The 24,543-nt window shown below is 59.6% G+C and carries 22 protein-coding genes and 1 pseudogene; 11 read left to right on the forward strand and 12 right to left on the reverse strand.

Features of this window, described 5'->3' with window-relative positions:
- Window positions 1-71: 71 nt before the first annotated feature.
- From AC59GX_RS19215 to AC59GX_RS19230, 4 genes are all read left to right on the forward strand, one after another.
- Complete coding sequence (locus AC59GX_RS19215) at window positions 72-2,711, forward strand: TonB-dependent receptor (protein WP_497302308.1); 2,640 nt, start codon at window positions 72-74, stop codon at window positions 2,709-2,711.
- Between the two features lie 22 nt (window positions 2,712-2,733).
- On the forward strand, window positions 2,734-4,326 hold the full coding sequence (locus AC59GX_RS19220; RefSeq protein ID WP_497302309.1) for an alkaline phosphatase D family protein: 1,593 nt from the start codon (window positions 2,734-2,736) through the stop codon (window positions 4,324-4,326).
- A 511-nt stretch (window positions 4,327-4,837) separates the two neighbouring features.
- Window positions 4,838-5,056 carry a hypothetical protein gene (locus AC59GX_RS19225; RefSeq protein ID WP_497302310.1) on the forward strand — a complete coding sequence of 73 codons (219 nt, stop codon included), beginning with the start codon at window positions 4,838-4,840 and terminating at the stop codon, window positions 5,054-5,056.
- 36 nt (window positions 5,057-5,092) lie between these two features.
- Window positions 5,093-5,278 (forward strand): hypothetical protein, encoded by a 186-nt coding sequence (locus tag AC59GX_RS19230; protein WP_497302311.1) that lies wholly within the window; start codon window positions 5,093-5,095, stop codon window positions 5,276-5,278.
- A gap of 283 nt (window positions 5,279-5,561) precedes the next feature.
- Here the strand turns inward: AC59GX_RS19230 and AC59GX_RS19235 are convergent, their stop codons facing one another.
- From AC59GX_RS19235 to AC59GX_RS19250, 4 genes are all read right to left on the reverse strand, one after another.
- Window positions 5,562-6,062, reverse strand: a complete 501-nt coding sequence (locus AC59GX_RS19235; RefSeq protein WP_497302312.1) for a Ros/MucR family transcriptional regulator — start codon at window positions 6,060-6,062, stop codon at window positions 5,562-5,564.
- A 330-nt stretch (window positions 6,063-6,392) separates the two neighbouring features.
- A complete protein-coding gene (locus AC59GX_RS19240; protein WP_497302313.1) occupies window positions 6,393-6,800 on the reverse strand; it encodes a response regulator in 408 nt (135 codons plus the stop codon).
- Window positions 6,801-7,577: 777 nt separating this feature from the next.
- Window positions 7,578-7,769 (reverse strand): DUF6771 family protein, encoded by a 192-nt coding sequence (locus AC59GX_RS19245; RefSeq protein ID WP_426291548.1) that lies wholly within the window; start codon window positions 7,767-7,769, stop codon window positions 7,578-7,580.
- Window positions 7,769-7,990 carry a hypothetical protein gene (locus tag AC59GX_RS19250; RefSeq protein WP_497302314.1) on the reverse strand — a complete coding sequence of 74 codons (222 nt, stop codon included), beginning with the start codon at window positions 7,988-7,990 and terminating at the stop codon, window positions 7,769-7,771. The genes AC59GX_RS19245 and AC59GX_RS19250 overlap by 1 nt, the downstream gene beginning before the upstream one ends.
- Before the next feature lie 818 nt (window positions 7,991-8,808).
- On the opposite strand from AC59GX_RS19250, the gene AC59GX_RS19255 reads away from it, so the two are divergent.
- Window positions 8,809-11,664 (forward strand): PAS domain-containing hybrid sensor histidine kinase/response regulator, encoded by a 2,856-nt coding sequence (locus AC59GX_RS19255; RefSeq protein ID WP_497302315.1) that lies wholly within the window; start codon window positions 8,809-8,811, stop codon window positions 11,662-11,664.
- A gap of 310 nt (window positions 11,665-11,974) precedes the next feature.
- Complete coding sequence (locus tag AC59GX_RS19260) at window positions 11,975-12,352, forward strand: response regulator (RefSeq protein WP_497302316.1); 378 nt, start codon at window positions 11,975-11,977, stop codon at window positions 12,350-12,352.
- A 110-nt stretch (window positions 12,353-12,462) separates the two neighbouring features.
- On the opposite strand, the gene AC59GX_RS19265 is transcribed toward AC59GX_RS19260, so the two are convergent.
- Window positions 12,463-14,436: a putative bifunctional diguanylate cyclase/phosphodiesterase gene (locus tag AC59GX_RS19265; protein ID WP_497302317.1), complete on the reverse strand. Its 1,974-nt coding sequence runs from the start codon at window positions 14,434-14,436 to the stop codon at window positions 12,463-12,465.
- A gap of 692 nt (window positions 14,437-15,128) precedes the next feature.
- Here AC59GX_RS19265 and AC59GX_RS19270 point away from each other — a divergent pair.
- From AC59GX_RS19270 to AC59GX_RS19280, 3 genes are all read left to right on the forward strand, one after another.
- The gene (locus AC59GX_RS19270) at window positions 15,129-15,854 is read left to right on the forward strand and encodes a Crp/Fnr family transcriptional regulator (protein ID WP_497302318.1); all 726 of its coding nucleotides are present in this window, start codon (window positions 15,129-15,131) and stop codon (window positions 15,852-15,854) included.
- Window positions 15,855-16,046: 192 nt separating this feature from the next.
- Window positions 16,047-16,826: a GGDEF domain-containing protein gene (locus tag AC59GX_RS19275; RefSeq protein WP_497302319.1), complete on the forward strand. Its 780-nt coding sequence runs from the start codon at window positions 16,047-16,049 to the stop codon at window positions 16,824-16,826.
- A 111-nt stretch (window positions 16,827-16,937) separates the two neighbouring features.
- Complete coding sequence (locus tag AC59GX_RS19280) at window positions 16,938-17,444, forward strand: Ros/MucR family transcriptional regulator (protein WP_497302320.1); 507 nt, start codon at window positions 16,938-16,940, stop codon at window positions 17,442-17,444.
- Window positions 17,445-18,319: 875 nt separating this feature from the next.
- Here AC59GX_RS19280 and AC59GX_RS19285 read toward each other — a convergent pair.
- From AC59GX_RS19285 to AC59GX_RS19310, 6 genes and pseudogenes are all read right to left on the reverse strand, one after another.
- A complete protein-coding gene (locus tag AC59GX_RS19285) occupies window positions 18,320-19,207 on the reverse strand; it encodes a DUF7146 domain-containing protein (RefSeq protein ID WP_497302321.1) in 888 nt (295 codons plus the stop codon).
- A gap of 129 nt (window positions 19,208-19,336) precedes the next feature.
- Complete coding sequence (locus AC59GX_RS19290) at window positions 19,337-19,777, reverse strand: hypothetical protein (protein ID WP_333962205.1); 441 nt, start codon at window positions 19,775-19,777, stop codon at window positions 19,337-19,339.
- Window positions 19,778-20,033: 256 nt separating this feature from the next.
- A pseudogene (locus tag AC59GX_RS19295) lies at window positions 20,034-20,375 on the reverse strand (DUF2726 domain-containing protein); the annotation flags it as partial.
- Window positions 20,376-20,532: 157 nt separating this feature from the next.
- Window positions 20,533-20,862, reverse strand: coding sequence for a single-stranded DNA-binding protein (locus AC59GX_RS19300; protein ID WP_167397754.1), 330 nt, complete (start codon window positions 20,860-20,862; stop codon window positions 20,533-20,535).
- 51 nt (window positions 20,863-20,913) lie between these two features.
- Window positions 20,914-21,594 carry a hypothetical protein gene (locus AC59GX_RS19305; RefSeq protein ID WP_497302322.1) on the reverse strand — a complete coding sequence of 227 codons (681 nt, stop codon included), beginning with the start codon at window positions 21,592-21,594 and terminating at the stop codon, window positions 20,914-20,916.
- Between the two features lie 90 nt (window positions 21,595-21,684).
- Complete coding sequence (locus AC59GX_RS19310; protein WP_497302323.1) at window positions 21,685-21,855, reverse strand: hypothetical protein; 171 nt, start codon at window positions 21,853-21,855, stop codon at window positions 21,685-21,687.
- Between the two features lie 289 nt (window positions 21,856-22,144).
- Here AC59GX_RS19310 and AC59GX_RS19315 point away from each other — a divergent pair, with 289 nt between their 5' ends.
- Complete coding sequence (locus AC59GX_RS19315; protein ID WP_497302324.1) at window positions 22,145-23,701, forward strand: MFS transporter; 1,557 nt, start codon at window positions 22,145-22,147, stop codon at window positions 23,699-23,701.
- 179 nt (window positions 23,702-23,880) lie between these two features.
- Here the strand turns inward: AC59GX_RS19315 and AC59GX_RS19320 are convergent, their stop codons facing one another.
- Complete coding sequence (locus AC59GX_RS19320; protein WP_497302325.1) at window positions 23,881-24,108, reverse strand: DapH/DapD/GlmU-related protein; 228 nt, start codon at window positions 24,106-24,108, stop codon at window positions 23,881-23,883.
- A gap of 28 nt (window positions 24,109-24,136) precedes the next feature.
- Between AC59GX_RS19320 and AC59GX_RS19325 the strand changes: the two genes are divergently transcribed.
- A partial coding sequence (locus AC59GX_RS19325) for a transposase (RefSeq protein ID WP_497302331.1) occupies window positions 24,137-24,543 on the forward strand: 407 nt, incomplete at its 3' end.

Consider the following 24,543-nt stretch of genomic DNA (forward strand, 5'->3'; position numbering starts at 1 on the left):
CGCAATCGGTAGAGCAGCCTTTCCATTATCGGGAAGCCTCTCTGCCCGCCCCTTTCGGAGATGCTGGCCCAATGTTGTTCCTTTCGCCCGCCAGACGCGTCCGGTTGGTCGCGTCCGCGGCCTGTGCGCTTCCACTTTTGTTCGTAGCTAGTGCCGCAAACGCCGAAGACCCGACCGCCGATCCCGAGCAGACCAAGTCCGACATCATCGTCATGGGCGATCGCGCGATCCGCTCCGACAAGGAGCAATCGACGTCGGTACGTGACTCGATCGTCTTTGACGACCTCGAAACGCTGTCCGCCGACGGCAGCGTTGCAGGCCAGTTGATCCTGCTGCCCGGTATCAGCGCGATCGAGGATGGCGATGCGCCGCGGTTCGTCAGCATCCGGGGCATCTCGCCAGATCTAAACCAGACCACGATCGACGGGATCACCCTCGCGACGATCGGCAATGACGGCGAGGGTTCGCGCAAGGTCAATTTGCAGCAAATTCCGTCCGAACTCGCGTTCCATAACGACATCTACAAGACCTTCACCGCCGAACAGGATGGCGCGGCGATCGGCGGGATCGTCGACATCGTCACGCGCAGCGCCTTTGCGCTTAAGCGCCGCTACGTCATGGTCGACGGCTATGGCATCTATTCGTCGTTCAAGGGCGATGGCGGCAGCAACGCCGGCAACGGCAGCACGCCGCATTTCGGCGGTGGCGGCAAGATGGTGTTCGCCGACAAGTTCGGTGCGGGCGACCAGTTCGGCGTGGTCTTGTCGGCGCGCTACGAGAACCGCATCCGCAACTCGCGCAAATGGTGGCAGGACACCAAATATTACTTCAGCGACGCCGGCAAGAAGCTGGCCGGCCCCGACGATCCCGCGTGGAACGGCATCGCCGTGCCGTACAACCACAGCTATGGCAGCTACACCAACCGCCTCCAGACTGCGGGCAGCTCGGCAAAGTTCGAATGGCGGCCGCTCGGTACCGACATCTATGCGTCGCTGCTGGGGTTCAATTATCGTCAGTGGGAATCCTCGACGATGAACAAGAACGATTACTACACCAAGAACAGCGTCAGCGATCTGACGGCGGAGGGCGGCGGCTCGGACATCAACAGCCTCTATTCGCGCTATCGCTACGACACCTGGAACAAGGCGACCGTCGGCGCGATCGGCAATGTCGAATGGCACGACGACCGCTCGTCGTTGCGCGTTCGCGGTGGCTATACGCGCGCCCGGTACGACAATACGCAGCCCTACATCGGCGTCCGAGCCTATCCGACCGGGCTTTCGCTCGATTGGGCGGCGGGCAATGACGGCACCGGCGGGCTGCCTTACGTCACCGGGATCAACAAGCCGGGCCTGGTGCTCGGATCGCCGTACAAGCTCAGCACAGCGCAGACGACATACCGCATGGCCAACGAGGGGCTGGCGAATGCGCGCGTCGATTATGGCTGGAACGCCGAGCCCGAGGATCGTGGCTTCGGCTTCGTCACAGGGATCGAATTCCGCAACCTGGAACTGTCGCGCAACGTCGATATGACCGAATACAAGCTTGGCCAGGCAATGAACGCCTATCTCTACGATCCTGGTTATGTGCCCGTGGGCGCACCGCAATCGTTCCCGTGGGTCGACTGGGCGCGCGTGAAAAAGGAGTTGTGGCCCAAGTTCGTCAAGGACGTACCCAACTCGACCTACGACAGCATCACCGGGGATTATCGATACACCGAGCGGCTGGTAACGCCGTTTCTGTCGCTCCATTACGCTACTGACGACACTACGCTGGTGGCCGGCGTCCGCTACGACCACACGCGCTTTTCCGCGTTCCAGCCCACGATCACCGGCGGCACCGCATCGGCGGTCATGACGCGGAACAAAGGCGGGTACCAGTATCTGCTGCCGTCGTTCACCGGTATCCAGGACTTTGCCGGCGGCAAGAAGCTACGGTTCTCGTACAGCCGCACGCTTGGTCGCCCTACGCCTGGCAACATCGCGCAGCCGGAATCGCTCAATTGCGGGGACGAGGACTCGGGCGGCGCGGACTGCTCGATCAGCCGCGGCAATCCAGACCTGAGCCCACGCCGATCAGACAATCTCGATGTCCAGTTCGAGCAGTATTTCCACAAGGACGGCATTGTCTCGCTCGGCGCGTTCGCCAAGTGGATCAAGGACGACATCTTCACGCTGACGACGACGCAGCTCATCGACGACGTCAACTACCGGGTGCGCCAGCCGCTCAATGCCGACAATTCTCGGCTATACGGCATCGAGTTCCAGGTGGCCGACCACGACGTCAACCTGTTCGGGCAGCGGATCGACCCGTTCTTCAACGCGACTTGGCTGAAGGGGCGGATGTCGATCACCAGCGACGCCGGAACGCGTACGCTCGACCGGCTGATCTACCAGCCGAAATGGATCATCAACGGTGGCGCAACGGTCCGGTTGCCCGCGATCGACGGTGCGTTCCGCGCGACCGTCACGCACCGCGGCAGCTACATGGAGGGCATCGGCGAGACCGTGCAGGACGATAACGGTCGCGCTGAACTGACCACCGTCAACCTCGGCCTCTGGCACCGCGTGACGAAGCACATGACGTTCAAATACGAGATCACCAACCTGCTGAACGACCAGCCGAAATTCCTGGTCGGCAACGGTCTTCGCTACGTCAGCGAAGTCGACGATTATGGCCAAGGCGCCTTTTTCCACATCATGCTGCGCTGATAAGCCGAACGGAGTTACGACCATGTACGAAGTCGATCGCCGCTATCTATTGTCCGCCCTCGGCAGCCTGACCGCCGCTGGTCTGATTCCATGGCGCGCCGGTGCAGCCGAAGTGCGGCCACGCAACCTGATCGAGGATCCGCGTTTTCCGACCCCGCCATTCACGCTGGGCGTGGCGGCCGGCGATCCGGATGCCACGGGCTTCGTCATCTGGACGCGGCTCGCGCCCCTACCGCTCCAGCCCGATGGCGGCATGATGATGGCGCCCGTGCTCGTTGCCTGGGAGATCGCCGCGGATCCCGAATTCCGCCAGATCATCCAGCACGGTGAGGCGATCGCGCATCCGGAGCTCGCGCATTCGGTCCATGTCGAGGTCGCCGGACTCGCTCCCGCACGACCCTATTGGTACCGCTTCACCTGCGGCGGCGAGCGCAGCGGCACGGGGCGCGGCGCAACCCTGCCGTTACCCGGCGCAGCGCTCGACCGCGTGCGCTTCGCAGTCGCCGGCTGCCAGCATTACGAGGAGGGCTATTACACCGCGTGGCGCCATATCGCTGCCGAGCCGATCGATTTCGTGTTCCACTACGGCGACTATATCTATGAGGGCCCCGATCGCGGCGAACAACCGCGCGGCGCGAAGAGGCCGCTGGTGCGCCGTCATCTCGGCCACGAAATCTATTCGATCGGTGATTACCGGCAGCGCTACGCCCAGTACAAGAGCGATCCCGATCTCCAGGCCGCGCACGCTGCCGCACCGTGGTTCGTCAGCTTCGACGATCATGAGATCGACAATAACTGGGCCGGCGACATCGACCAGGACAACACCGCGCCGGAGGTGTTCCGCACGCGGCGCGCGATGGCGATGCAGGCCTATTACGAGCATATGCCGTTGCGCCGTTCGTCGATGCCCGACGGATCGCACATGCAGATGTATCGCGGCGCGCGGTTCGGCGACCTGATGGACGCGTTCTTCCTCGATACGCGGCAATACCGCTCGGATCAGGTCTACGGTGACCGCGATGCTCCGCAAGGCCCGGACGCCTTCGCCACCGACCGATCGATCACCGGCGCGCCGCAGGAAGCGTGGCTGTTCAAAGGCCTAGATCGCTCCAAGGCGCGCTGGAACCTTATCGCCCAGCAGGTCTGCCTGATGAACCTTGGCTATCACAAGGCCGGTCAGCCCGAGCAGCTGGTCTCGATGGACCAATGGTCGGGCTACATGAACAGCCGTCGTCGTTTGCTCACACACATCGACGCGCATTGCCCCGGCAACGTCATGACTGTCAGCGGTGACGCCCACCGCCATTACGCCGGCGACCTGATCCAGGATTACAGCAACGGCAAAATCATCAGCAGCGAATACCTAGCGACTTCAATCAGCTCTGGCGCGGACGGAGTAGGCGAGAACGACGACTACACGCGTTCGTCCCGCGCCGAAAATTCGAACCTGAAGGCCCTGACTGACCGGCGTGGCTATGTCTTATGCGACGTCGGTCGCGATCTATGGCGCGGCGACCTGAAGGTCCTGGACACGATCGCAACGCGGAACGGTACGCTCTCGACCCACGCCAGCTTCGTTACCGAGCGCGGCAAGCCGGGGCTGCAAAGCGCCTGACCAGGGCTCAGGATCAGGAAACGAAGTCCACTCGTATGTCGAGTGGACTTCGTTCTCGACGTTCGAGCTGCTCCACCTGCGTTCCATCTCTTGACGCTCGATCATCCAGATTGAGCGGGATCGTCATCTCGCTCCAAAACTGCGGGCGTTGGTCGATCGTGTGCAAGCGGAGAGAAAACATAAAAGGCCGCCCCTTTCGGGACGACCTTTCCATTGTCAGCCACTAATGGCCTGATCCTTAGAGCTGGACAGCCCCGCCAGCGGGGGTCGCACTCATCCGGTTTGCCGTTAGCGGCGTATAACAATGAGACATTCGACCACCTCCTTCCAGTTGTTGAACAGTGAAGCGGATATGGGTGTGCTCGCGGAAGGTTCAAGGATCTCAGGACGATAGCCTCTTGCTCGCGCCGGATTGCTCGTGCGCGTTTGCGCAGCAGTGCTCGCGTCCGTGAAGCGCATAGGGATTCCTGTTGGGTTGGGTTAGTGACCCCAATTAACAGGAGCAGATTCAATGCGTTACGTAATCCGTAAAGACGGCGAAATGTCCACGCTGGGTGTTCACCGAAACAGCTTCGATGAAGCGCTCGCTACTGCCGCTGAAATGATCGCGATGCGCGATGACGAAAAGTCGATCGCAATGGAAGACACATGGGAAAATCGGACGATCGACGAAGCGGAAATAGCGTCTTTGATTGCCGCGAGATCGCCGGACACGGCTGACAATGCTTAACGTAGTGCATTCAAGCGCGGTCGTTGGGGGATACGAGTGAACGGTTACGTGGAATTTCACAGTCCCGAGGGCGATCCAATCGTCGTGAACGTTGATCGCGTGAACTTTGTGCGCCGTTTCAGGGGCGGCAATGATGCGAGTGCCGTAAACTTTGAGAAGGGCAATTACGTCGTGGTCAAGGGCAACCTCGCGGCAGTGATGAAAACCCTCCAGGACGGATAACCGTTTCCCTGGCAAGCTCTCCCGTCACGGATCAACTGCCTAATCGAGACGAACTAGGCCAAACAGAGGTCCGCCTCGTGGTCAATCATACTGGTACATCAGATGCGTATATTGCTATTAGGCCTGCTGATCACATTGGGTGCTTGCAACGATCACAAGCGGCCCAATTCTTTTGACGCCAAGCCGGATGAGAACGTTACTCGTCCCTACAATGGCGTGCCGCAGGGAGAGCAAAAGAAATAGCTGGGGTGGCCGGCCTTCATTTCTAAAGGCCGGCCCAAAATCACTCTGCGGTGTCGTCAGCTTTGCGCTTACGCAGTGCAGGCTTTGCTGCCTCTGCCTTAGCCTCATTCGTCTGACCGGGCTTGCGACCCAGACCAATGCTCTTGGCCATGGTGCGGCGCGCTTCCGAATAGGTCGGAGCGACCATCGGGTAATCAGCCTTCAGGCCATAACGCTCGCGATACTCCACTGGCGTCATGCCGTTAGTGGCGAGGTGACGACGCAGCGTCTTGTACGGCTTGCCATCGATCATGCTGATGATGTGATCGGGGCTGGCAAGGGACTTCCGGGCCGTTACCGCGGCAACGTATTCCTTGGGCTCTTCCGCAGGGCCTTCTTCCGCCTGCGAACCACCAACAAGCGACCGAACGCTGCTGTGCATCTGCGATAGAAATGCAGGAACGTCGTCGGCCGACGTACGGGTATTTGGATTGCTAAGCCAAGCGATTGTCAACTCGGTAGCGAGTTCAACAGCGTTGGGCTGGTAGGTATCGTCGGACATCGGGTGCTCCATTTAGCTGACGGGCAAGTAGGGCTCCCTGAATAACATCACAACCATTCAAATGCTTATTATGCGAGCTTCACCATGAGACCGGCTGCCTGATAATCAACGCCGGTTAGGAGAACCCCAAAATTGAAAGGTCACCTAAGATACACCTCCGGCAAAGCGGTGCCTTTCTGGATGTAGGCCGAGGCGGCTTGGTCTCTTCAACCTTCTACTCAGACATCGCCAGGTCCGTAGACTTGCCCGTCCTTTACCGATCGCAATTCGTCCTGACAAACGTCGGGAATTTCTTCGGCTCAGCGACTTATATTCGGTGTAAACGCCAGCCTAGACCGCTTTTTTCAGGGGCTCCGGCAGCTTGCCATCGGGGAGGGTCTCGCGGAGATGGCCATGGATCATCTGCGCATTGAACGGCTTGGACACGAATGTCGCCTTCTCGGGTAAGTCACCCGTCTTCGGCCGGAGGTGGCCGCTGCCGATGACGATCTCGATCCAGGGGTAGTTCTCCGCGACGTGGTGGGCGAGCGCGAACCCGTTAGTATCGCCCGGCATATCGACGTCTGAGAAGAGCAGGGTGATTGTGTGCGCGTACTCGGGGAGCATCGCGATCGCAGCATCGCCGTGATCCGCTTCATAGGTGCGGAAACCTGCATCTTCGAGAATGCCTGTGACATCCATGAGGATGAACGGGTCGTCGTCGACGGCAAGCGCATAGGGAACTGTTGATAGGGGCATGCCGCACTAACCCGTCACGTACGAAAACGGCTCCGTCGCAACCGTTTTTGCCACTGGCTTTGAGATCCCTAAGCCATCGCTTCGGATGCACGCGCCTGATTGGAAAATTGTCCGAAAGGACCCAGACAATAAAATGCCCCGCTGCGGGGGGGGGCAGCGGGGCGCTTTAAAAACCAGCGGGACCAAGGGGGGGGCAAGTACCCAACCGGTTATAACTACAACAGTGCAGGCCGGTGTTGGTTCCGCACATAGTTGCGAAAATGCCCTGCCGATCTGAAGACCGACAAGGCATTGCGAGCTTTCACCGCCGTTCCCCCCCGAAAGGGCAGGACGCTTCCAGCGTATATAGAAACTGCCAAGCTTGTAGTGTGTTCCCGGCGCCCGTCTGTGATGCTAGCCCATCTGGTCCGTCGACCCGGCGTCAGCGGTCATTATCAACGACATGGTCGGTGATGACGCCCGCTCTTTCAGAAGGCCACCTTACCCTCTCAGCTTCCGCTCGAGGCGTTTCCATTGGCGTTCGTCCCGACCATAACTGGGAAAGGACGGCGGTAGCGGCGTCGGTGCGACCCTGTTGGCCTACTGCCGCAAGCCGAACACCGCAGATATTCTGGTAGGCATTCGACCGCCATGTTCTTGCGTTTGAGGTAGCACCATCTTGCTAGAACCAAGCGGTGCACAACACCCTTACGTCCGCATTTCGAGCATACGCACCCCACATTAGCCTCGTGCTTCGTGAAATTGCCGAGCGTCCTAAACCGCGTGTTGCCCACAGGATCACCAGGGCAAAGCCATCTGCGCCGTTTCAGCGTCTACAGGCTGATATAGAGTGCCGTAGACATGCCTTGCGACTTCAAGGCGTGCGTCCGCTCTCAGTCCCTCGCGTGGTGCTGTAAGGCCGATCAAAGCCCATGCAGGCGCGTCCTCGATAATGGCCGCGATCCGCTCCGGCGAAATCACGCTAGCCATCAGAAGCAATCGGTCGAGTACTTGCCGTACGGTGACAGCCCACGCCGCGCAAACTCTGCTTCAATCGGCGCCAGGAGGGTCTCAGGACCGTCTTCGAAGCATTGGAAAAAGATGGTCTGCATCTCGCAAGGCCGAAGCTCTGGCAGGATTTCGGCAATCAGAGTGGGGGTCTGACTGAAGGGCTGTGCGCCGTCGCGCATCGACTCGGGTGCCTGTTCCATATCCGGATCATAGAGGAACAAAGAAAGAACGCTAGTGTGGTCGAGTCCTAGACCAGAGGTTTGATCAGCCCCTTCAGCTGCTTTTGGAGCGCTGCGCTACTCAAATGAGATTGCACATGATCGAAACCCTCCCGCTTCAACTGAGTGCGGATATCCGTTATCGAGCGCGCTTTGCCACTCCGTGCGATTTCAAATGCCCGTTCAATGATTGTCATGGCAAAGCGGTACCACGCCCGGTCTACTAAGAGCACCGTTTTGGCACAGGTAAACAAAAGTTACTTTTCGAGGGCCCGTTCTGCTGAAAGTAACGTTAAACGTATATGCGCCATGACCCATTACGCGCCGCCTATGATGCGGGCTTGAAAAGTGGTCTGGAAAAAGGCTTCCCGACCGCCTGTCCGTTCGCTGTCCATGAAGCGATGGATCAGCGTTTCGCTTGGCTAAGCGGGTTCAGCGTTGGGAAAATCGTTCGGGCCAAATAAAGCCTAATCGTTATTCGGCGCTCCTTCATCGCTGCGAGAGAGCATCTGTTCGTGGTCCTGAATCCCTCTCGATGTACCTTACAACCTAGGCTTAGTCCGAAGTCCCATTCCAAGCGAATGACCTGGCAGTTTCGGGCCTCATCGGTGATCTGATGAGGTAGAAAGTTGTTTGATTTGACGGTGCGTCGCAAACGACCAGCGCGAACGATCGTGTAAGGCTGGCGGAAGGTCCGGCAAATTCCGCCGCAACGCCATTGAGGAAGACGTTCGCACGGCCTAGTCGTCCAGTCGGCGCGGCGAACCGACAGGCCAAACATGACAACATCGGAAGATCAGATGCTTAGTTTTCTCGTCGATGGTGGCCAGATGGGGGCTGCTATTCGTGCCCGCGATTGGAGCGAGACTGTACTAGGCACGCCCGCGGGATGGCCGACTGCGTTGAAGACGTTGGTCAGCGTCGTACTTGGCTCCAACCAGCCCATGTTTGTCGCCTGGGGTGTGGAGCAGACGCTCTTTTACAACGACGCATATGCGACCATTCTGGCGGACAAGCATCCTGAGGCGCTTGGCCAGCCGTTCATGCAGGTGTGGGCGGAGATCGAAGCCGATCTGACTCCGATAGTCGAACAGGCCTATGCCGGCTTGCCTGTCCACATGGACGACATCACGTTGATGATGCAGCGGCGCGGCTACGTCGAGGAAACGCATTTCGCCTTCTCCTATACCCCGGTTCGGGGTGAAGCCGGAGCAGTGGACGGGCTGTTCTGCGCCTGCACCGAGATCACCGATCAGGTCCTGGCCGAGCGCCGTCGCGACGCAGATACGCAACGCCAGCGGCGCTTGTTCGAACAGGCGCCGGGATTCATCACCATCCTTCACGGGCCCGAGCACGTGTTCGAGTTTGCAAACGCGACCTATCGCCGGCTGTTCGGTGATCGAGATGCCGTCGGCAAGACAGTGCGGGAGGCTTTCCCCGAACTGGCAGACCAGGGTTTCTACGAGCTGTTGGACTCCGTTTATCAGACCGGCGAGCGGTTCGTTGCCGATCATATCCCGCTCGTGCTGGATGAAGAGGACGGCAGCCAGGTCGAGCGCATCCTCGACTTCATCTACGAACCGATCACCGACGATGCCGGCAACGTGACCGGTATTTTCGTCGAAGGCCATGACGCCACTGAGGCGCACCGTGCGCAAACCGAGTTGCGGGAAAGTGAGGAGCGTAACCGTCGCATTGTGGAAGGTGTAAAGGACCATTCCATTTTCACCGTTGATATTCAGAACCAAGTGATGGATTGGACGCCCGGCGCTGAGACCGTCTTTGGCTGGTCCGCTGATGAGATCCGCGGCCGCTCCGTCGATATTCTATACACGCCCGAAGACCGCGCCGCTGGCGTTCCGACGCAGGAGTTGAGGACGGCGCGCGACGAAGGTTGCGCCAACGACGAACGCTGGCACATTCGACGTGACGGAAGCCGGTTCTTTGCCAACGGCTCGGTTCGTCCGTTGCACGACGCGCAGGGTACAATCACTGGCTTCATCAAGATTGCGCGCGACGAGACCGAGCGGCGTGCGGCCGAGGCCACGCTGCGTGAGGCCGAACAGCGCTACCGCCTTGCCGCCAAGGCAACCAACGACGCGATCTGGGACTGGGACTTGGCCTCCAACCGCGTGGAGTGGAACGAAGCGGTCCAGGTTCTTTTTGGCTATTCTGAAAACGAGATCGAGCCGACCGGCGACTGGTGGATGGGTAACATTCATCCCAATGACCGAGAGCGGGTCGACACGGACATCCATGCGATCATCGATGGGGCGGGTGACCATTGGGCGTCCGAGTACCGCTTCCGCCGGGGCGACGGCAGCTTCGCCGATGTCTTCGACCGTGGGCACGTCTTCCGCGGTGAGGACGGAAGCGCCGTGCGCATGATCGGCGCAATGCTGGACCTCACAGAGCGAAAGCGCGCAGAAAAAGCGCTGCAGGAGCTCAATGAGACGCTGGAGGCCCGCGTTTCGGAGCGAACGGCGGACCTCATGACGGCGCAGGATGCGCTGCGACAGGCGCAAAAAATGGAAGCGGTCGGCCAGCTTACAGGCGGCCTCGCGCATGACTTCAACAACCTGCTTACCGGTATCTCCGGCAGCCTGGAGATGATGCAAATCCGTATTGCGCAGGGCAGGACGACCGATGTCGAACGCTATGTCGGCGCCGCGCAAGGGGCTGCCAAACGCGCCGCATCTCTTACCCACCGGCTACTCGCCTTCTCACGCCGTCAGACGCTTGCTCCCAAGCCCACCAACGTCAACCACCTTGTCAGCGGAATGGAGGATCTGATACGCCGTACGGTTGGGCCGCAGATCGAAGTGGAGACTGTCAATGCTGGGGGGCTATGGCCCAGCCTGATCGATCCCAGCCAGCTCGAAAACGCCATTCTCAATCTATGCATCAACGCGCGGGACGCGATGCCGCATGGCGGCACGATCACGATCGAAACCTGCAACCGCTGGATGGACGAGCGGACGGCCAAGGAGCGCGGTCTGGATCCCGGTCAGTACATTTCACTATGCGTGTCCGACAAGGGAACGGGTATGCCGCCGGAGGTCATTGCTCGAGCGTTTGATCCGTTCTTCACCACCAAGCCGATCGGCGAGGGTACGGGGCTCGGCCTTTCGATGATCTACGGCTTCGCCAAGCAGTCCGGTGGCTCGGTGGCTATCTACTCAGAGGTCGATCAGGGCACGATGGTGTGCGTTTACCTCCCGCGCCATCAGGGTGAGGCTGAACTGGACGATGTGAAAGCGGAGATTGAGGCCGCACCACGCGCCGAGGCCGGCGAGACGGTGCTGGTAGTGGATGACGAGCCGACCGTGCGCATGCTTGTCGCCGAAGTTTTGACCGATTTGGGCTATACCGCGATTGAGGCGGCCGACGGCGCGGCTGGGCTCAAGGTTATCAACTCAGACCTGCGTATCGATCTGCTCGTTACAGACGTGGGGTTGCCAGGCGGCCTGAACGGCCGGCAGGTGGCAGACGCGGCACGCGTCGCACGCCCCGGTCTGAAGGTCCTGTTCATCACCGGATATGCCGAGAACGCCGTGTTAAGCCACGGCCATCTCGACGCCGGAATGCATGTCCTTACCAAACCATTCGCGATGGACGTTCTTGCAACCCGGATCCGGAATCTGATCGAGGGATAATTTTCGCAAATCAACCATAGCAAGGCAATCGCCTGGGCAATCGCGCCGAGAGCGTTCGGGGCACCCAAATCTGTTCCCGGCTGGTCTTTACTGAAAAGGTCCGCCAGTAGAGAATGGCTAACAGACCGCTGGCACTAGAAGCGAACGTTTAGTGACTGACGGACCCGTTGCGTCGGAAAAGCGCTGCACCGGCAGCGATCAAATTCCGTTGCGGCGGCCTCACGGTGAGAGAAGGTCGCACAACCGATCATCTTTCGCTAACGGACCAATTTCGAAGCGTGTCGGCTTTGGTATTGGTCTGGTATTATAAGTGCCTCATGTCTTAATTATCGAGGATTCCTACCTTTTCGGACAACTGGTCGCCGACATAGCTCGGTTGGCTGGTGCGCGTACGGTCGATATCGTAGAAACCCAACAGGCAGCCGAAGAGTCTGCGGCAAAACAATTCCCGACGTTAATAATTGCGGACGTCAAACTATCTCAGGGCTCCGGACCAGCTGCGGTACGGCAGCTTCGTAGGCGAGTGCGCCATGTGCCCGCTCTGTTCGTAACCGGCAATGCCGGTGAATGCCAAGACTATGCTCAAACCGATACTGTTCTGGAAAAGCCGGTGAGCGTAGAGCGCCTTCTGGACGTCATCACAAGTTTGCTTTCGAAAGCAGTAGCAGCAAACGCAGAACACGAATAAGCTGAAAACTACGTCTGGGCGCTGGTGACATAAAAGTTAGATACAAAGCTGTGTTAAGCGAGCTGATAGGACAGTTTGGCAAAATGCCGAAGATTGCCCGATGTAACACATCAGACACTGTTGGCGGGGCTGATCCGAAACATATTTTCCCTGTAATTCCTGAGTAGGGCGGTTGTGTCCGCCATGCCTTTCGGTTCTCCGAACAGATAGCCTTGAACCTCCTGACATCCCAGTTGCTGCAGCGTGGCGAGCACCGAATGGCTTTCGACCCCCTCGGCCACCACGCTCAGATTCAGACTGTCCGCGAGCCGAATCATGGCCATGGCCATCCGGTTCGCGTCGTCGTCGGTATCGACATTACGCACGAAGGACCGATCGATCTTCAGCTTGTCGAATGGAAGCATGCCGAGGTGCTGGAGCGAGGAATAGCCCGTTCCGAAATCGTCGAGCGCAAGCATCATCCCCTGGTTCTTCAAGGACTCGATTATCCGCTGCGCAGCAACAGGATCGGAGATCAGCGCGTTCTCGGTGATCTCAAGGCTGATCCGCCGCGACGGGAAGCCTCGACGGGTAAGGACGGCCAGGATTTTCTCGGATAGCCAAGGATCGCGAAATTGGACTGGTGACACATTGATCGCGATCGTTAATTCAGGAGGCCAAGCCGATGCGTCGACGCATACTTGCTCCAGAAGTTTCAGCATCAGCTCGCCCATTAGGCCACATTCTTCGACGATCGGAATGAACTGCCCCGGGCTGACGATCGTGCCGTCAGCGCGCAGCCAACGCGCCAGCATCTCGAAGCCGACGATGCGACCCGAAGCGAGGTTCACGATCGGTTGATAATATGGTCTGAACGCGTCTGTGCAAAGGTCCGTGCGCATCTCGCTCTCCAGGACGGCGCGGGCGGCAAGCGCCTGGCCCATGCAGGGCTCGAACGCTCTGCACCGGGAGCGCCCCTGCGATTTGGCCTCGTACATCGCAATGTCGGCATACTGGATGAGGGTTTCGCGACGGCTGGCATCTGCAGGGAACCGCGAGATTCCGATGCTGGCACTGATATGATGTAAGAACCCATCGATGGAAAACGGCGCAGCCATCGCCTGTATAAGCCGGTCGGCGATGACCTGTGCGTCTTGATCATTCGGAGTAGCACTCAAGGTGATGGCGAATTCGTCGCCACCGAGCCGGTAAGCTTTGCCAGTCTGTCCGACGATCGCCTCCATCCTGATCGCGACGTGCTGCAAAAGCTTGTCTCCGACACCATGACCATGGGCATCGTTCACGCCCTTGAACCGGTCGAGATCGAGTAGCAGAAGGTCTAACCGGGAGGGCCCCTCCTTTCGAGCCGTCAGCATGTCCAACTGTTCGGTAAGAGCGCGGCGGTTTTCCAGGCCTGTCAACGGATCCCGATAAGCCAGTTCCTGCGCGGTGCGTTCGGCGGCCCGTGCCCGATCCTGTTCGAAGCGCATATCGTAACGCGCTTGCAGGCCCTGCTTGAACCCTGCGTAGCTTGTCGACAACGTCCGAAGTATCAGGAACGCGACGATCAGAAAATTGATGCCGACACTCGCCAACGACCAGTTCGGAGAAGTCAGAAGCCTGACCGTCACGGGCATCACCCCGAACATCAGCACGAAATAGCCAGCTAGTGGAAGCGCTTGCAGGCAGAAGCAGCAGCTGATGGCACCAACGAACACGTAAAGCGCGATCAACACGCTGCGGATGGGGTCCCCTTCCGAAAACAGGAGCGCGCCCCAACTGCCGAAGATGATGCTGAGGGCTGCAGCGGTAACTATGGTACCGCGAAGATATGACTGGACGTCCTTGGGCATTGCGACGATCGATCGGCGGCGAACCCAGATAATCGTGCGCCCGACGATTGCGGCTGACAATGCCATCGGGATGCCGAAACTCATTCCCAACGGAACGTCCCGGAATGTCTCGATCCCAAGGAAAAGTACGTTGATGAACATCAACGCGTACATCAACGGGATCTGGCGCCGCAACGTGGTGTATTGCTCGGTCAGCAGCTCCCCGGACTGCCGCTCGCTATTCGGCATCAAGTCAAATAGCCAACCAGCCATGGTTTTCGGTTCCTTAGCGATGGCGTTCTAATCGAGGCATATTGATAACTCGTTTATGTTGGAAAAGTCGTTCCTAACCCCGATTAGTCCAATCGGTATGCTTTCCTGAAATCCGTAATGCCATTCGGGAGCTTCACTCGCCAGCAATGAGCCCCGCAGTGGTAATTTGGGACGTAGCCTACCCTAAGCTGCTCTAACTCGACCCGGCGGCTGACGAACGCATCGGGTCGTTGTGGAGGTCGAAGTCTGCCACCGCACTTGGCCTCGAAGATACTGGTAAAAATTGTTAATCTATGTTACAATCGGGAATTGCCGCTCATTTCAAAGACATGGCACTTACGGAAGTTTTTGAAGCCTTCGCTGGCAGGAGTTTCCAATGGAAAACGCTAAGAAGATGCTCGCGCACCTTCAGGCTGCGCTAGATTTAGCCGATACGCACGGGGATTACCTGATCGGCGCTCATGTCAGCGCCCCAGTGCAGATACTGGTTGCCCGCATCACACGTCGCGATTCACCAGATGCGCCTGATGAACCTCGGAATCGAGTTTAAATACTAAGAAGGACAATTCGTTTGAGGTGTAACAGACTGAAGTAACAAATGATGATGTTGTATGACAAAGTACCCGAAATGGTTGCCCTGCATTTGCAGCAGATAATAATTGCCGGATAGCCTGATAAATACGCTCACGCCTATGGGCAGAAAACTTGCGATCCACGCCCCGCTTTCGGAGCAGGATCGGGGTGCTGTGCAGGACCTGCCGCATTGCGTGCTATTCTTCGACCCGGGTAGCTACATTGTTCGGGATGGGAATGTGTCCGATCAGTGCGTCGTGCTCCTTTCAGGATTTGCCTTTCGTCACAAGGTTACGAGCGAAGGCCATCGACAGATTGTCTCGATCCTGATCCCCGGTGAAATCGTCAATTTGCAGCAGCTCTATCTTAATGTTGCTGATCACGGTGTCCAAACCCTGACACGCTGCAAGGTTGCTACGATTCCGCAAGCCGCGGTGCGCACTCTGGCATCTGACCGGGCTGCCATCGGCGATGCCCTGATCGCCAGCACCATGGTCGATGCATCGATCTACCGCGAATGGATGATGAACATCGGCAGGCGCGATGCACGTACCCGTATAGCGCATTTGCTCTGCGAGTTTGCTGCCAGACTGGATGTGCAGGGGATTGCGCCCGGTCAGCCCTATGCGCTGCCGATGACGCAGGAACAGTTGGGCGACGCGCTCGGATTGACCGCCGTTCACGTCAACAGGACACTGAGGGGTTTGATCAACGACGGCCTGGTCACTCAAAACAGGCGCGGGATATCGTTTCCTGCATGGGAGGTCCTCAAGGTCGAAGCCGATTTCAACAGCCGATACCTTCACCTGCGTGAACATGTCACGGCTCCGGGATATACTCACTGACAGGCGCCAGACCACAACTGGAGCGAGATATCCTGGACGAAGCCGAGTTTGCGTAAAGCGGAGTGTAATAGCGTGCTTTCAACATACCTGCCGCGGTTAACGCAACGGTCCGCGAAGCGGACACCCCTTGAGACTGTGCTGCGGAAATCAGCGGGGCTGAACACGCGGGCAGCGACCGGATGGGTCGCAGGCATGTGGGCGGGGCTGATCATCCTGGATGGCATGACGGGACCGCACTTCTCGCTCAACTCGCTCTATTTTATGCCGCTATGCCTTACCACCTGGCGCTTCGGTCGGATTGCAGGCCTGACGTCTGGCGCGATGGCAGTTGCTGTGACCTTGTACCTCAACGGTTTCGGTGACGGACTATCGGCGCAGGCATCGTCTGTTCCTTTGGCAACCGCAGTCTGGAACGCAGCAATGCGGGTTTTTGGCGTCGTCTTTATCATTCTACTTGTCGGCGCGTTCCGTCGAACGTTCGATCAGGAACGGGCGAACGCCCTGATCGACCCGCTTACAGGGCTGGGCAACCGCCGGTCTTTCCACCGCGAGTGCAAGCGTCTGGAACTGTCTTCCCAGCGCGATCATCGCATCCTGCTATGTGGCATGATTGACCTGGACGACTTCAAGGCGGTGAATGATCGGCATGGCCATGCAGCAGGCGACGAGGTGCTACGGATCATCGCTCACGCACTCGTCTCGGCGGTTCGCCCCTACGACGTTACCGCACGCCTTGGCGGGGATGAGTTCGCGTTTTGCCTCGCGGTACGTGACCCAGCCGCAGCGGAGCGAAAGGCAGGCAAGATCCACCGCTCATTAATAGCTGCGATGGAAGGCTCCGAATTGAGTGCCACGTGTAGTTTAGGCGCCGCAACGGGCCGTAATATAGAAGAGACATTCCGTATTGCCGATAAGGCTATGTACGTTGCGAAGGAATCGGGAAAAAGCTCGTGGATATTCCGTCACGAGTAGCGGGTACCACTAGCTTTTTATGTATTAATTCGGTGTCCAAACGAATTACGAATCATCAGGTTGTAAAAGTTACGACGTTTGGATATCGGACCCTTTAGAATGGAGATTTGAATGAGCGATGACATGTACGCACCAAACCCAGTCGAGCTGGCGACCGAGCTAACTATCGCCTGGTTGGGCAACCCAAATACCCGCACATCGGCTGACGATGTACCAGCCTTTCTTAGGAAGATGTATGAAACTGTTTCATCGCTTGTGAGCGGCACTCAGGAGCCAATTACGCCCGAAGCGGAGATCAAGGAATACACCCCCGCCGTTACGGCCCGTAAGTCGCTTGCTAGCCCGGATGTCATCATAAGCATGATCGACGGCAAGCCCTACAAGACACTGCGCCGCCACCTCTCGACCAACGGCATGACGCCAGCGGAGTATCGCGAGCGTTATGGCCTGAAGGCCGATTATCCCATGGTTGCGGCGACGTACTCGGAAAGCCGCCGTGCGATGGCTAAGAAGATCGGGTTGGGTCGTAAGCCCGGTCAGACCAACGCTGCAAGGTCAGATACCAAGTCGGCGCCCGCGCCACGCAAGCGTAAGGCCGAAGAAACCACAGCGGAGTAACGCACGCTGTTTGATCCTGGAGCGCGTAGTCCGAATACCGGACGCGCGTCCACGGATTCTGCAAAGCGTCTCGATCAGCCATGGCCGATCGAGACGTCCTTACCCAACCGTAGCGATTGACCATGCAAATATCATCGTGGCGGCTGCTCCCAGCATGCTCCTGACATTGTGCAGCTTTCCCAGGATTAAAGCAGCGCACTGGTCACTGGCCAGCGTCAGCAGGCTTGCCTGCCTTGAGGTGCGTATTGGTCGGCATGATCGCGAAAAGCGTGAACGGCCAGTTTGCAAGCAGCTTTAGGCTACCGGATATTCAGAGTATATCGCCCGACATACCACGCGACGATGCTGGCGATAGCTAGGCCTGGGCCGAAAAAAGGCCCCACGAGTGCTTTATGAAGCTCGGCTTCGGGAGATTCGAGACAGGCGTCGGGCGTCATTGGGGGGGCGGCACGAGGCGTGCCGCGGACGGTAAAGGGCGACTTGTATCGCGTGCTAGGGCCTCGATGGCGCCGCGTTCGAATGTGTACGGTTGAGCACCGCGATCTATCAGAGCGACCCGGATACTGCCAAATCTCAACCTGCCGAACTCGCATATGGCAGCCATCACCTCAGCTAGGGTCCCCTCGCAGATAACAACGGGTTCACCGCGGCGCCGTTCGAACGCGATGGCATAGTCATTCCATGGTGTCATGCAGGCGCCCTGCGCACGAACGGCGCTCGAACAAAGGCCTTTTTGAGTTGAACGCGTTGTAATGACGCGCCTTAGCGGCAGCTGGAGTTTGTGAAAGTTTGGCCAGACCGGCTTACCGAGCGCAGGGACGGTCGTCGGTTGCGGTGCCCACGCCTTCACTAAGCTTGGAGCAGGGTCGTGCCGGTTATGACCGTGGGTCCACTTTGGCCGATGCCTGATACGCCCTCCAGGCGTCGTTCCAATCGTCGTGATGCGCAGGCACGCGGCTGACCAGCTCGCGGCCGTTCGCGGTGAGATAGTTGCGAGCCTTGCCGAGCAGTCGATCGGCCGCCCGTCCGCGATCGCCATAGACGATGATGCGGCGCACGCTCGCAGGTATGGCGACGAAGGCGAGGCGTTCGACGCCGCCCAGGGCCCAGGTTGGCGTACCGAACCATTCCATCGCCGACAGGGCGTCCTCGATGCCTTCCGCGAAGCCCAGTTCGTCCGTCGCCGGCGCCAACCGGATCGCAGCGGTGCCGAGCAGGCCCAACGAGACCTTGGGCTTGGGCATCGGCTTGTGCAGCACGTTGTCGGGATCGAGGAACGTGCGTTGCACCGCGACGACGCCCATATCGTTTTCGACGGCCGCGATCATGGCGGGCATCGTCCGCTTGGACGGCCCAGAGCCGTGGATGGTCGCGGGGTTGAACCGCAGCGACTTGGGGAACGGGTCGGAGAGGCCGCGTGCGAGGAGATACTCCTCGGCGAGCGTGCCGGCGATCGGCTGACTGGTTTTCCAGAGCCGGAGCGCGAGCGCGCCCATGTCGCGCTTGGGGCTCGCTTCGGGCATCGATACGGCTGTGCGGTCGTGGAGCTTGCGCCGCTGCAGGGCTTTGAGGACTTCGATCGTCGTGCAACCGGCGAAGCAGTGGAACAGGATCGCCGTGTCCCCCAGGCGGACAGACAGGCTCGGAGAGCCGTCGTCATGCGCTGGACAACGGCATTCGCCGCGCGTGCCGCGCCAGATTCCGCCGAGCTTCTCGACGATATTCTTGGCGCGGACCTCGGCGTCTAGCGGGAGACGTGCCATGGCGATCGTCCTGTGGGTTTGATGGATTTCGGTCATGGGTGCCTCCGGAGACATTGAACCGAAAAGCAACCGGCATCCTCTCCTCTGAGGCGGCGATCGCCGCCATCGTCCGCGTGGTCGCGGAGGGGTTTAGCTGTAACGACCCGAGAAGAGGTCGCCGATCGCACGCTGGCGAAAGGCGTTCCACCAGCGGCGCCGACGATGTTCGGCTGCGTCGTGGATCATGTGGCAGCGCTGACAGAGGGCGGCGAGGTTGCGCCAGCGCAGGCCGTTGAAGGTCGGGTCGTGGTTGAGATGGGCGGTCGCGAGATAGACGGGCGTGCGTGTCATCCCGATCGCCTCGAGCGGCACGAAGCCGGGCTGGCGGCGAAGCTGGCGGCCGCGGCCATCGCGCCAGGCGTGGATCTCGGTATCCCACCAGATGCCATCCGTGCCCAGCAGCGTGGCGCGGCGTCCATGGGGGCGCTGGCAATGCTCGCAGCGCCCGCCTGCGCGCGTGAAGCGCACGATCCGGCTGATCTCCGGCCAGTCGATCGGGTAGAGCCAGCGATGTTCCGGGCGGATCGGCATGGCACCGATTCTGAATCATGCGCCACGAGAACGAAAGGAGAAAATCGCCGTCCAGCGCCGAACTTGTCCTCTTCCTTTGATCGGTCATGCGCCGCTCCGCGTCGCACTGACGAACGTACCGGCGTTGGTTTGATTGGAGGGGCTGAAGCTGCGTTGCGATATCGGTCATGGAGAGTCTTCCCGCAGGAAGGCGGATGGTGCGGTAGCCGGCCGAAGCGGTCATCACGTCACGCTTCCGATCGCGCAAGGCATCAAGGCTGCGATCGTTCAGCTCGACCAGCGCGAGGATGGCACCGAATGCGCGATCTTCGATCACGAAGTCGACGATCTTCTGGAAAAACCTATTGCGGGTGCGCATCGCCTCTTTGCGACCGAAGCCGGCCTTAGGCTGTAGGAGCGCGCCCATCGAGACCTGCACATGCACGCGGGCATGGGAAAGGATGCGCTCGATGATGCCTCGGGCGGCGCGCGCGCGTTCGGTGAGCAGCGCCTTGGCGCGTACTTGCGGCGTGCGCGGGATTGCCTTGGCGATCGCGGCAAGGACGATGACGACGACCAGTGCTGCGAGGAGCAATTCAGGTCGTGTGTAGTGCGTCATCGTGCGGTTGAATTTGGTGAGAGGGCCGGGACGTCGCGCAAAGCGCGCGCCCTCCCGGCGAGTCGAGGATCGTCACCCGACAGGGCCGAGACCGTGTGCGGGCTCGGTCGCGGCGCAGCGCCGATAGAGCCGTGCCGAACGCCGCCCCCGCGTCCCATTAGCTATCCGAGTCCTCGGTATCAGCCTTGGTCAGTACCGAAAATGTATCTGCGATCAACTCGGTCCGGTAGGTCGTGTCGTTCGCTTCGCCATGCTGGCTTTCACGCACGCGGCCGGTGATGTGAACGAGGTCGCCTTTGGCGGCGTTGTCGACTTGGGAAGCAACATTCGAGAAACACACCACGCTGTTCCAATGCGTATCCGTCTTCCACTCCTCGCCGTCGCGCCGATTATAATTGGCCGCAACGCTGACGTACTTCACTTTCTCACGCGACGTAATCTTGCCGATCCGACCGATGATCCGAAACTCTGCAATATTCTGAGGCATCATACTCTCCTTGGCTGAAGTGGAATGCTGAAACCGCCCGGTCGATAAACGCTATTCGCGCTCCTGCTCGGGATGTCGAAAATGGTATTTCGCGATGTTCTCGGGCGTCGCGTAAAGTTGGTACGCTCGCGTCCAGTCCTGACCGATGTCGCGCTGTGCGGTTTGCAGTGGCACCTGATGGGTGCAGACGAGCCGCCACAGGACATAGGCCAGGACGTTCTTGTCGCCGGCATTAGCCTGGCCCTGGCGCGGTTGAAGCCAGAGGTCGTGCATATCGAGCGGCGCGCCTCCAATCGAAATCGGGATCAGATGGTCCAGCTCGTAATCGGCCATGCGCTCGCCGGGATGCTGCGCACCCATCATGCGGCGTTTCAGCAGCCGGGTGATCGAATAGGCGGGTCGTGCCGACCGGGCGTAGCCCGGGCGACAGATCGTCTCGTCGATGTTGGCTTGGGTGATGGCGGGGTCGACCGCCCCCGGTGTATCGGGCGGTGGAAGAAGCGCGGCTAGGTTCGCAGGGATCAAGGGCGAGTGTATCACCTTTGAGATACCAGCGACGGCATCGCACACCGAGCCGTCGTTCGTCGAGGCGCAGCCGAACGGATTTGAGCCGGCATTGTCGTGGTCAAGCGAGGGGCGTTGCCACAGGACGATCCCTCCGAGGATCGCAGCACCGCCCAGGATCGCGCGCGCTCTCACCGGAGCGGTGCCGTTCTGCGTGGCGCAAAGCACCGGCGGTTTTTAGGCGCTACGAGAGCGTCCAGATTTTGAGACCGAGTCGGCACTTCGTCGTTATTGCTACATAGGTCAAAAATGACAGCACTATTTTATTGAAATTGTTGCCGCCTGATTTGAAGCGGCAGCTGCTTCGCCTTCATCCATGACAACGAGCAGATGCTTATCGAGCTTTTCCAGCCCGCTTGAAGATGTAGTGACCGGTTGATCGCCGGTCGCCATCCTTCCTGGGAAGGCATTCATGCTCTTCTCAGCCATCCATCGCGAGCGAGGGCCACAGAGCGGTCGCGGTGCGAGCGGGTCCGATGTCGCAAAAGGCGGGACATACGCGACGTCCGTAACTTAGCAATTCTGCGACACGCTCATCGCGTTGGTCACAAGGAACCGGTCGCTACCGCTCATATGTGAAGGCTCATGTCGCCGGTGCGCGGGATCGAAAGCAGCTAATCGACAAGCCATGAGCCGCATGGGTGCACGTCCGCGGGTGCGTTGCTTGCAGCAGGTAAGTCCTGCGGCGTATGTCGCTGCTCACAACGGGAGTGCATGAATGGCGAACGGGGTTAGCAGCCGGAGGAGTTCGGTTGTCGGGGAACGTTGGCCGCTCTTCTGGGCAGGTTGTGCGGCAATTAGCATCGGCGTTGCCCTTCACTTACCAATGCTCGCAATGGCGCACACGATGGGCAATCACCTGTCGGGAATGCCTATGGACGGGTGGATGTACCTGGGCATGGCGCTGATCGGCATCGGCGTGCCAGCTGCGATCTTTGGCGCTCTTCCGAAGAAGAGGCCTGACCATCGTGCAGGCGCTGGCGCTGCATTCGAAGCACCCGATAACACCCCTCTGACACGCTCGCATGCTGCCGTGCTGCTGGTACTTACGCTCGGGCTCATCATCGACACGATGAAGCCAGCAACGCTCGGCTTCGTGCTCCCTGGCATGCGTGGAGAGTATGGGCTTGCAAAGTCGACCGTGGCGCTGCTGCCGTTCGTTGCTCTCACCGGAACCACAGTTGGCTCGTTCCTGTGGGGTTGGCTTGCCGACATTTACGGTCGGCGCGTCTCGATCCTCTTGTCCACGATCCTGTTCGTATCGACGTCCATCTGCGGAGCCATGCCTTCGTACGGCTGGAACCTGGTCATGTGCTTTCTGATGGGGTGCTCGGCTGGTGGCATGCTGCCTGTCGTTTACACGCTGCTGGCTGAGATCATGCCGCCGCGGCATAGGAGCTGGGTTCTTGTGCTGGTTGGCGGTACGGGGCTGGTCGGCGGCTACCTAGCGGCGAGCGGTGCCGCACATATCTTCGAACCCTTGTTTGGCTGGCGCAGCTTGTGGTTGCAGGGCTTTCCGACCGGTTTGCTGCTGCTTGCAATGGCACGTTGGATCCCCGAGTCTCCCCGCTTTTTGATGGAACGCGGCATGGATGCTGAGCTGGCTGGCATGGCTCGCAAGTTCGGCATCGTCAGGCGCGCGGTCGAAGCACCTTCAGCCGATGCTGGCAGTGCAACGGCTCACCACCGAGAGTTGACCATTGCACTGGTAATCACCGCCCTCTCCTGGAGTTTCGTCAACTTCGGGCTGCTGCTTTGGCTGCCTTCCGATCTCCAGGACCGAGGTTTCAGTGCCGAAATTGCTAGCGGGATCATCGCTAGCTCAGCACTCGTTGCTCTGCCCACGATCATGGTCGCAGCCTTCCTTTACAGCCGGTGGAGCAGCAAACGCACCCTGATAAGCACCGTGCTGCTCACCCTCGCCGGTCTTGCTGGAGCTTTGCTGCCCGCACCGACACTGGCCTGGCCGCCGCTGCTCATCGCTGTGATCGCGCTGTTGGTGGTGGGCACCAACGGCTTGATCGCCGTGCTGCTGCCCTATGCAGCCGAGAACTACGCCTTGCGCGTGCGTGGACGGGCTACCGGGCTTATCGCGGGTAGTAGTAAGTTTGGCGGGGTTGCCGTCCAGCTAGGAGCCTTTGCCGGGCTGATCCCCACGTTGGGGGGCGCGGCACTCGCGCTGGTCATACCGATGACACTGTCAGCGGTACTGATTGGACGCGCCGGGAGGGAGACGCGCGGCCGGAGCTTGCGCGAGTTGGAAGCGACACCTTAGCTTCAGGCTCGACATAGACCCCGAACAGTCTCGGCCATCGGCGCTTGCTTGCTTGAATCGGACTGTGTGGAATCTCCAGCTTGGACATTCGACTGTGGCAAAAGCGGCGACATACGCGACGTCCGAAACTCAGGATATTTGCGGCGTTATGCTTCGCGTTCCTTCGTAGGAAACTGCATTCATTTTGTGCGGCGTGCAGGATTGCCTACCACGGTGGCACCGGCGGCCACATCGCGCGTTACCACGCTACCAGCGCCGACGATTGCATCGTCTCCAATGGAAACACCCGGCAATATCAGCGCACCTGCACCAATCCATACGTTCCGTCCGATCATCACCGGACGTCCGTATTCGAGCGATTGTGTTGAATAAGTCGGCCTTGCAGTGGTGTCGGCGGTCTGATTCAACCTTCGCAAGGTGAGCGGAGACGGGCCGATGATGGGCGAGCGGACGGTAGCGCAGGAAGCGCTGTTTTACAGCTTCAGCCTGGAGCGGCACGTGCCGGCGGACCACATGCTGCGGTCGATCGACCGGTTCGTGGACCTGTCCGGCATTCGCGAACATCTGAAGCCGTTCTACAGCGAGATGGGACGGCCATCGATCGACCCCGAGCTGATGATCCGCATGCTCATCATCGGCTACTGCATGGGGATCCGTTCCGAGCGCCGGTTGTGCGACGAGGTGCATCTGAACCTGGCCTATCGCTGGTTCTGCCGGCTCGGGCTGGAGGGCGACGTGCCCGACCATTCTACCTTCTCGAAGAACCGCCATGGCCGTTTCCGCGACAGCGACCTGCTGCGCCGGCTGTTCGAAACGACGGTCGAGCGATGCATGGCCGAGGG

The organism is Sphingomonas sp. 320_CC, assembly GCF_059691795.1.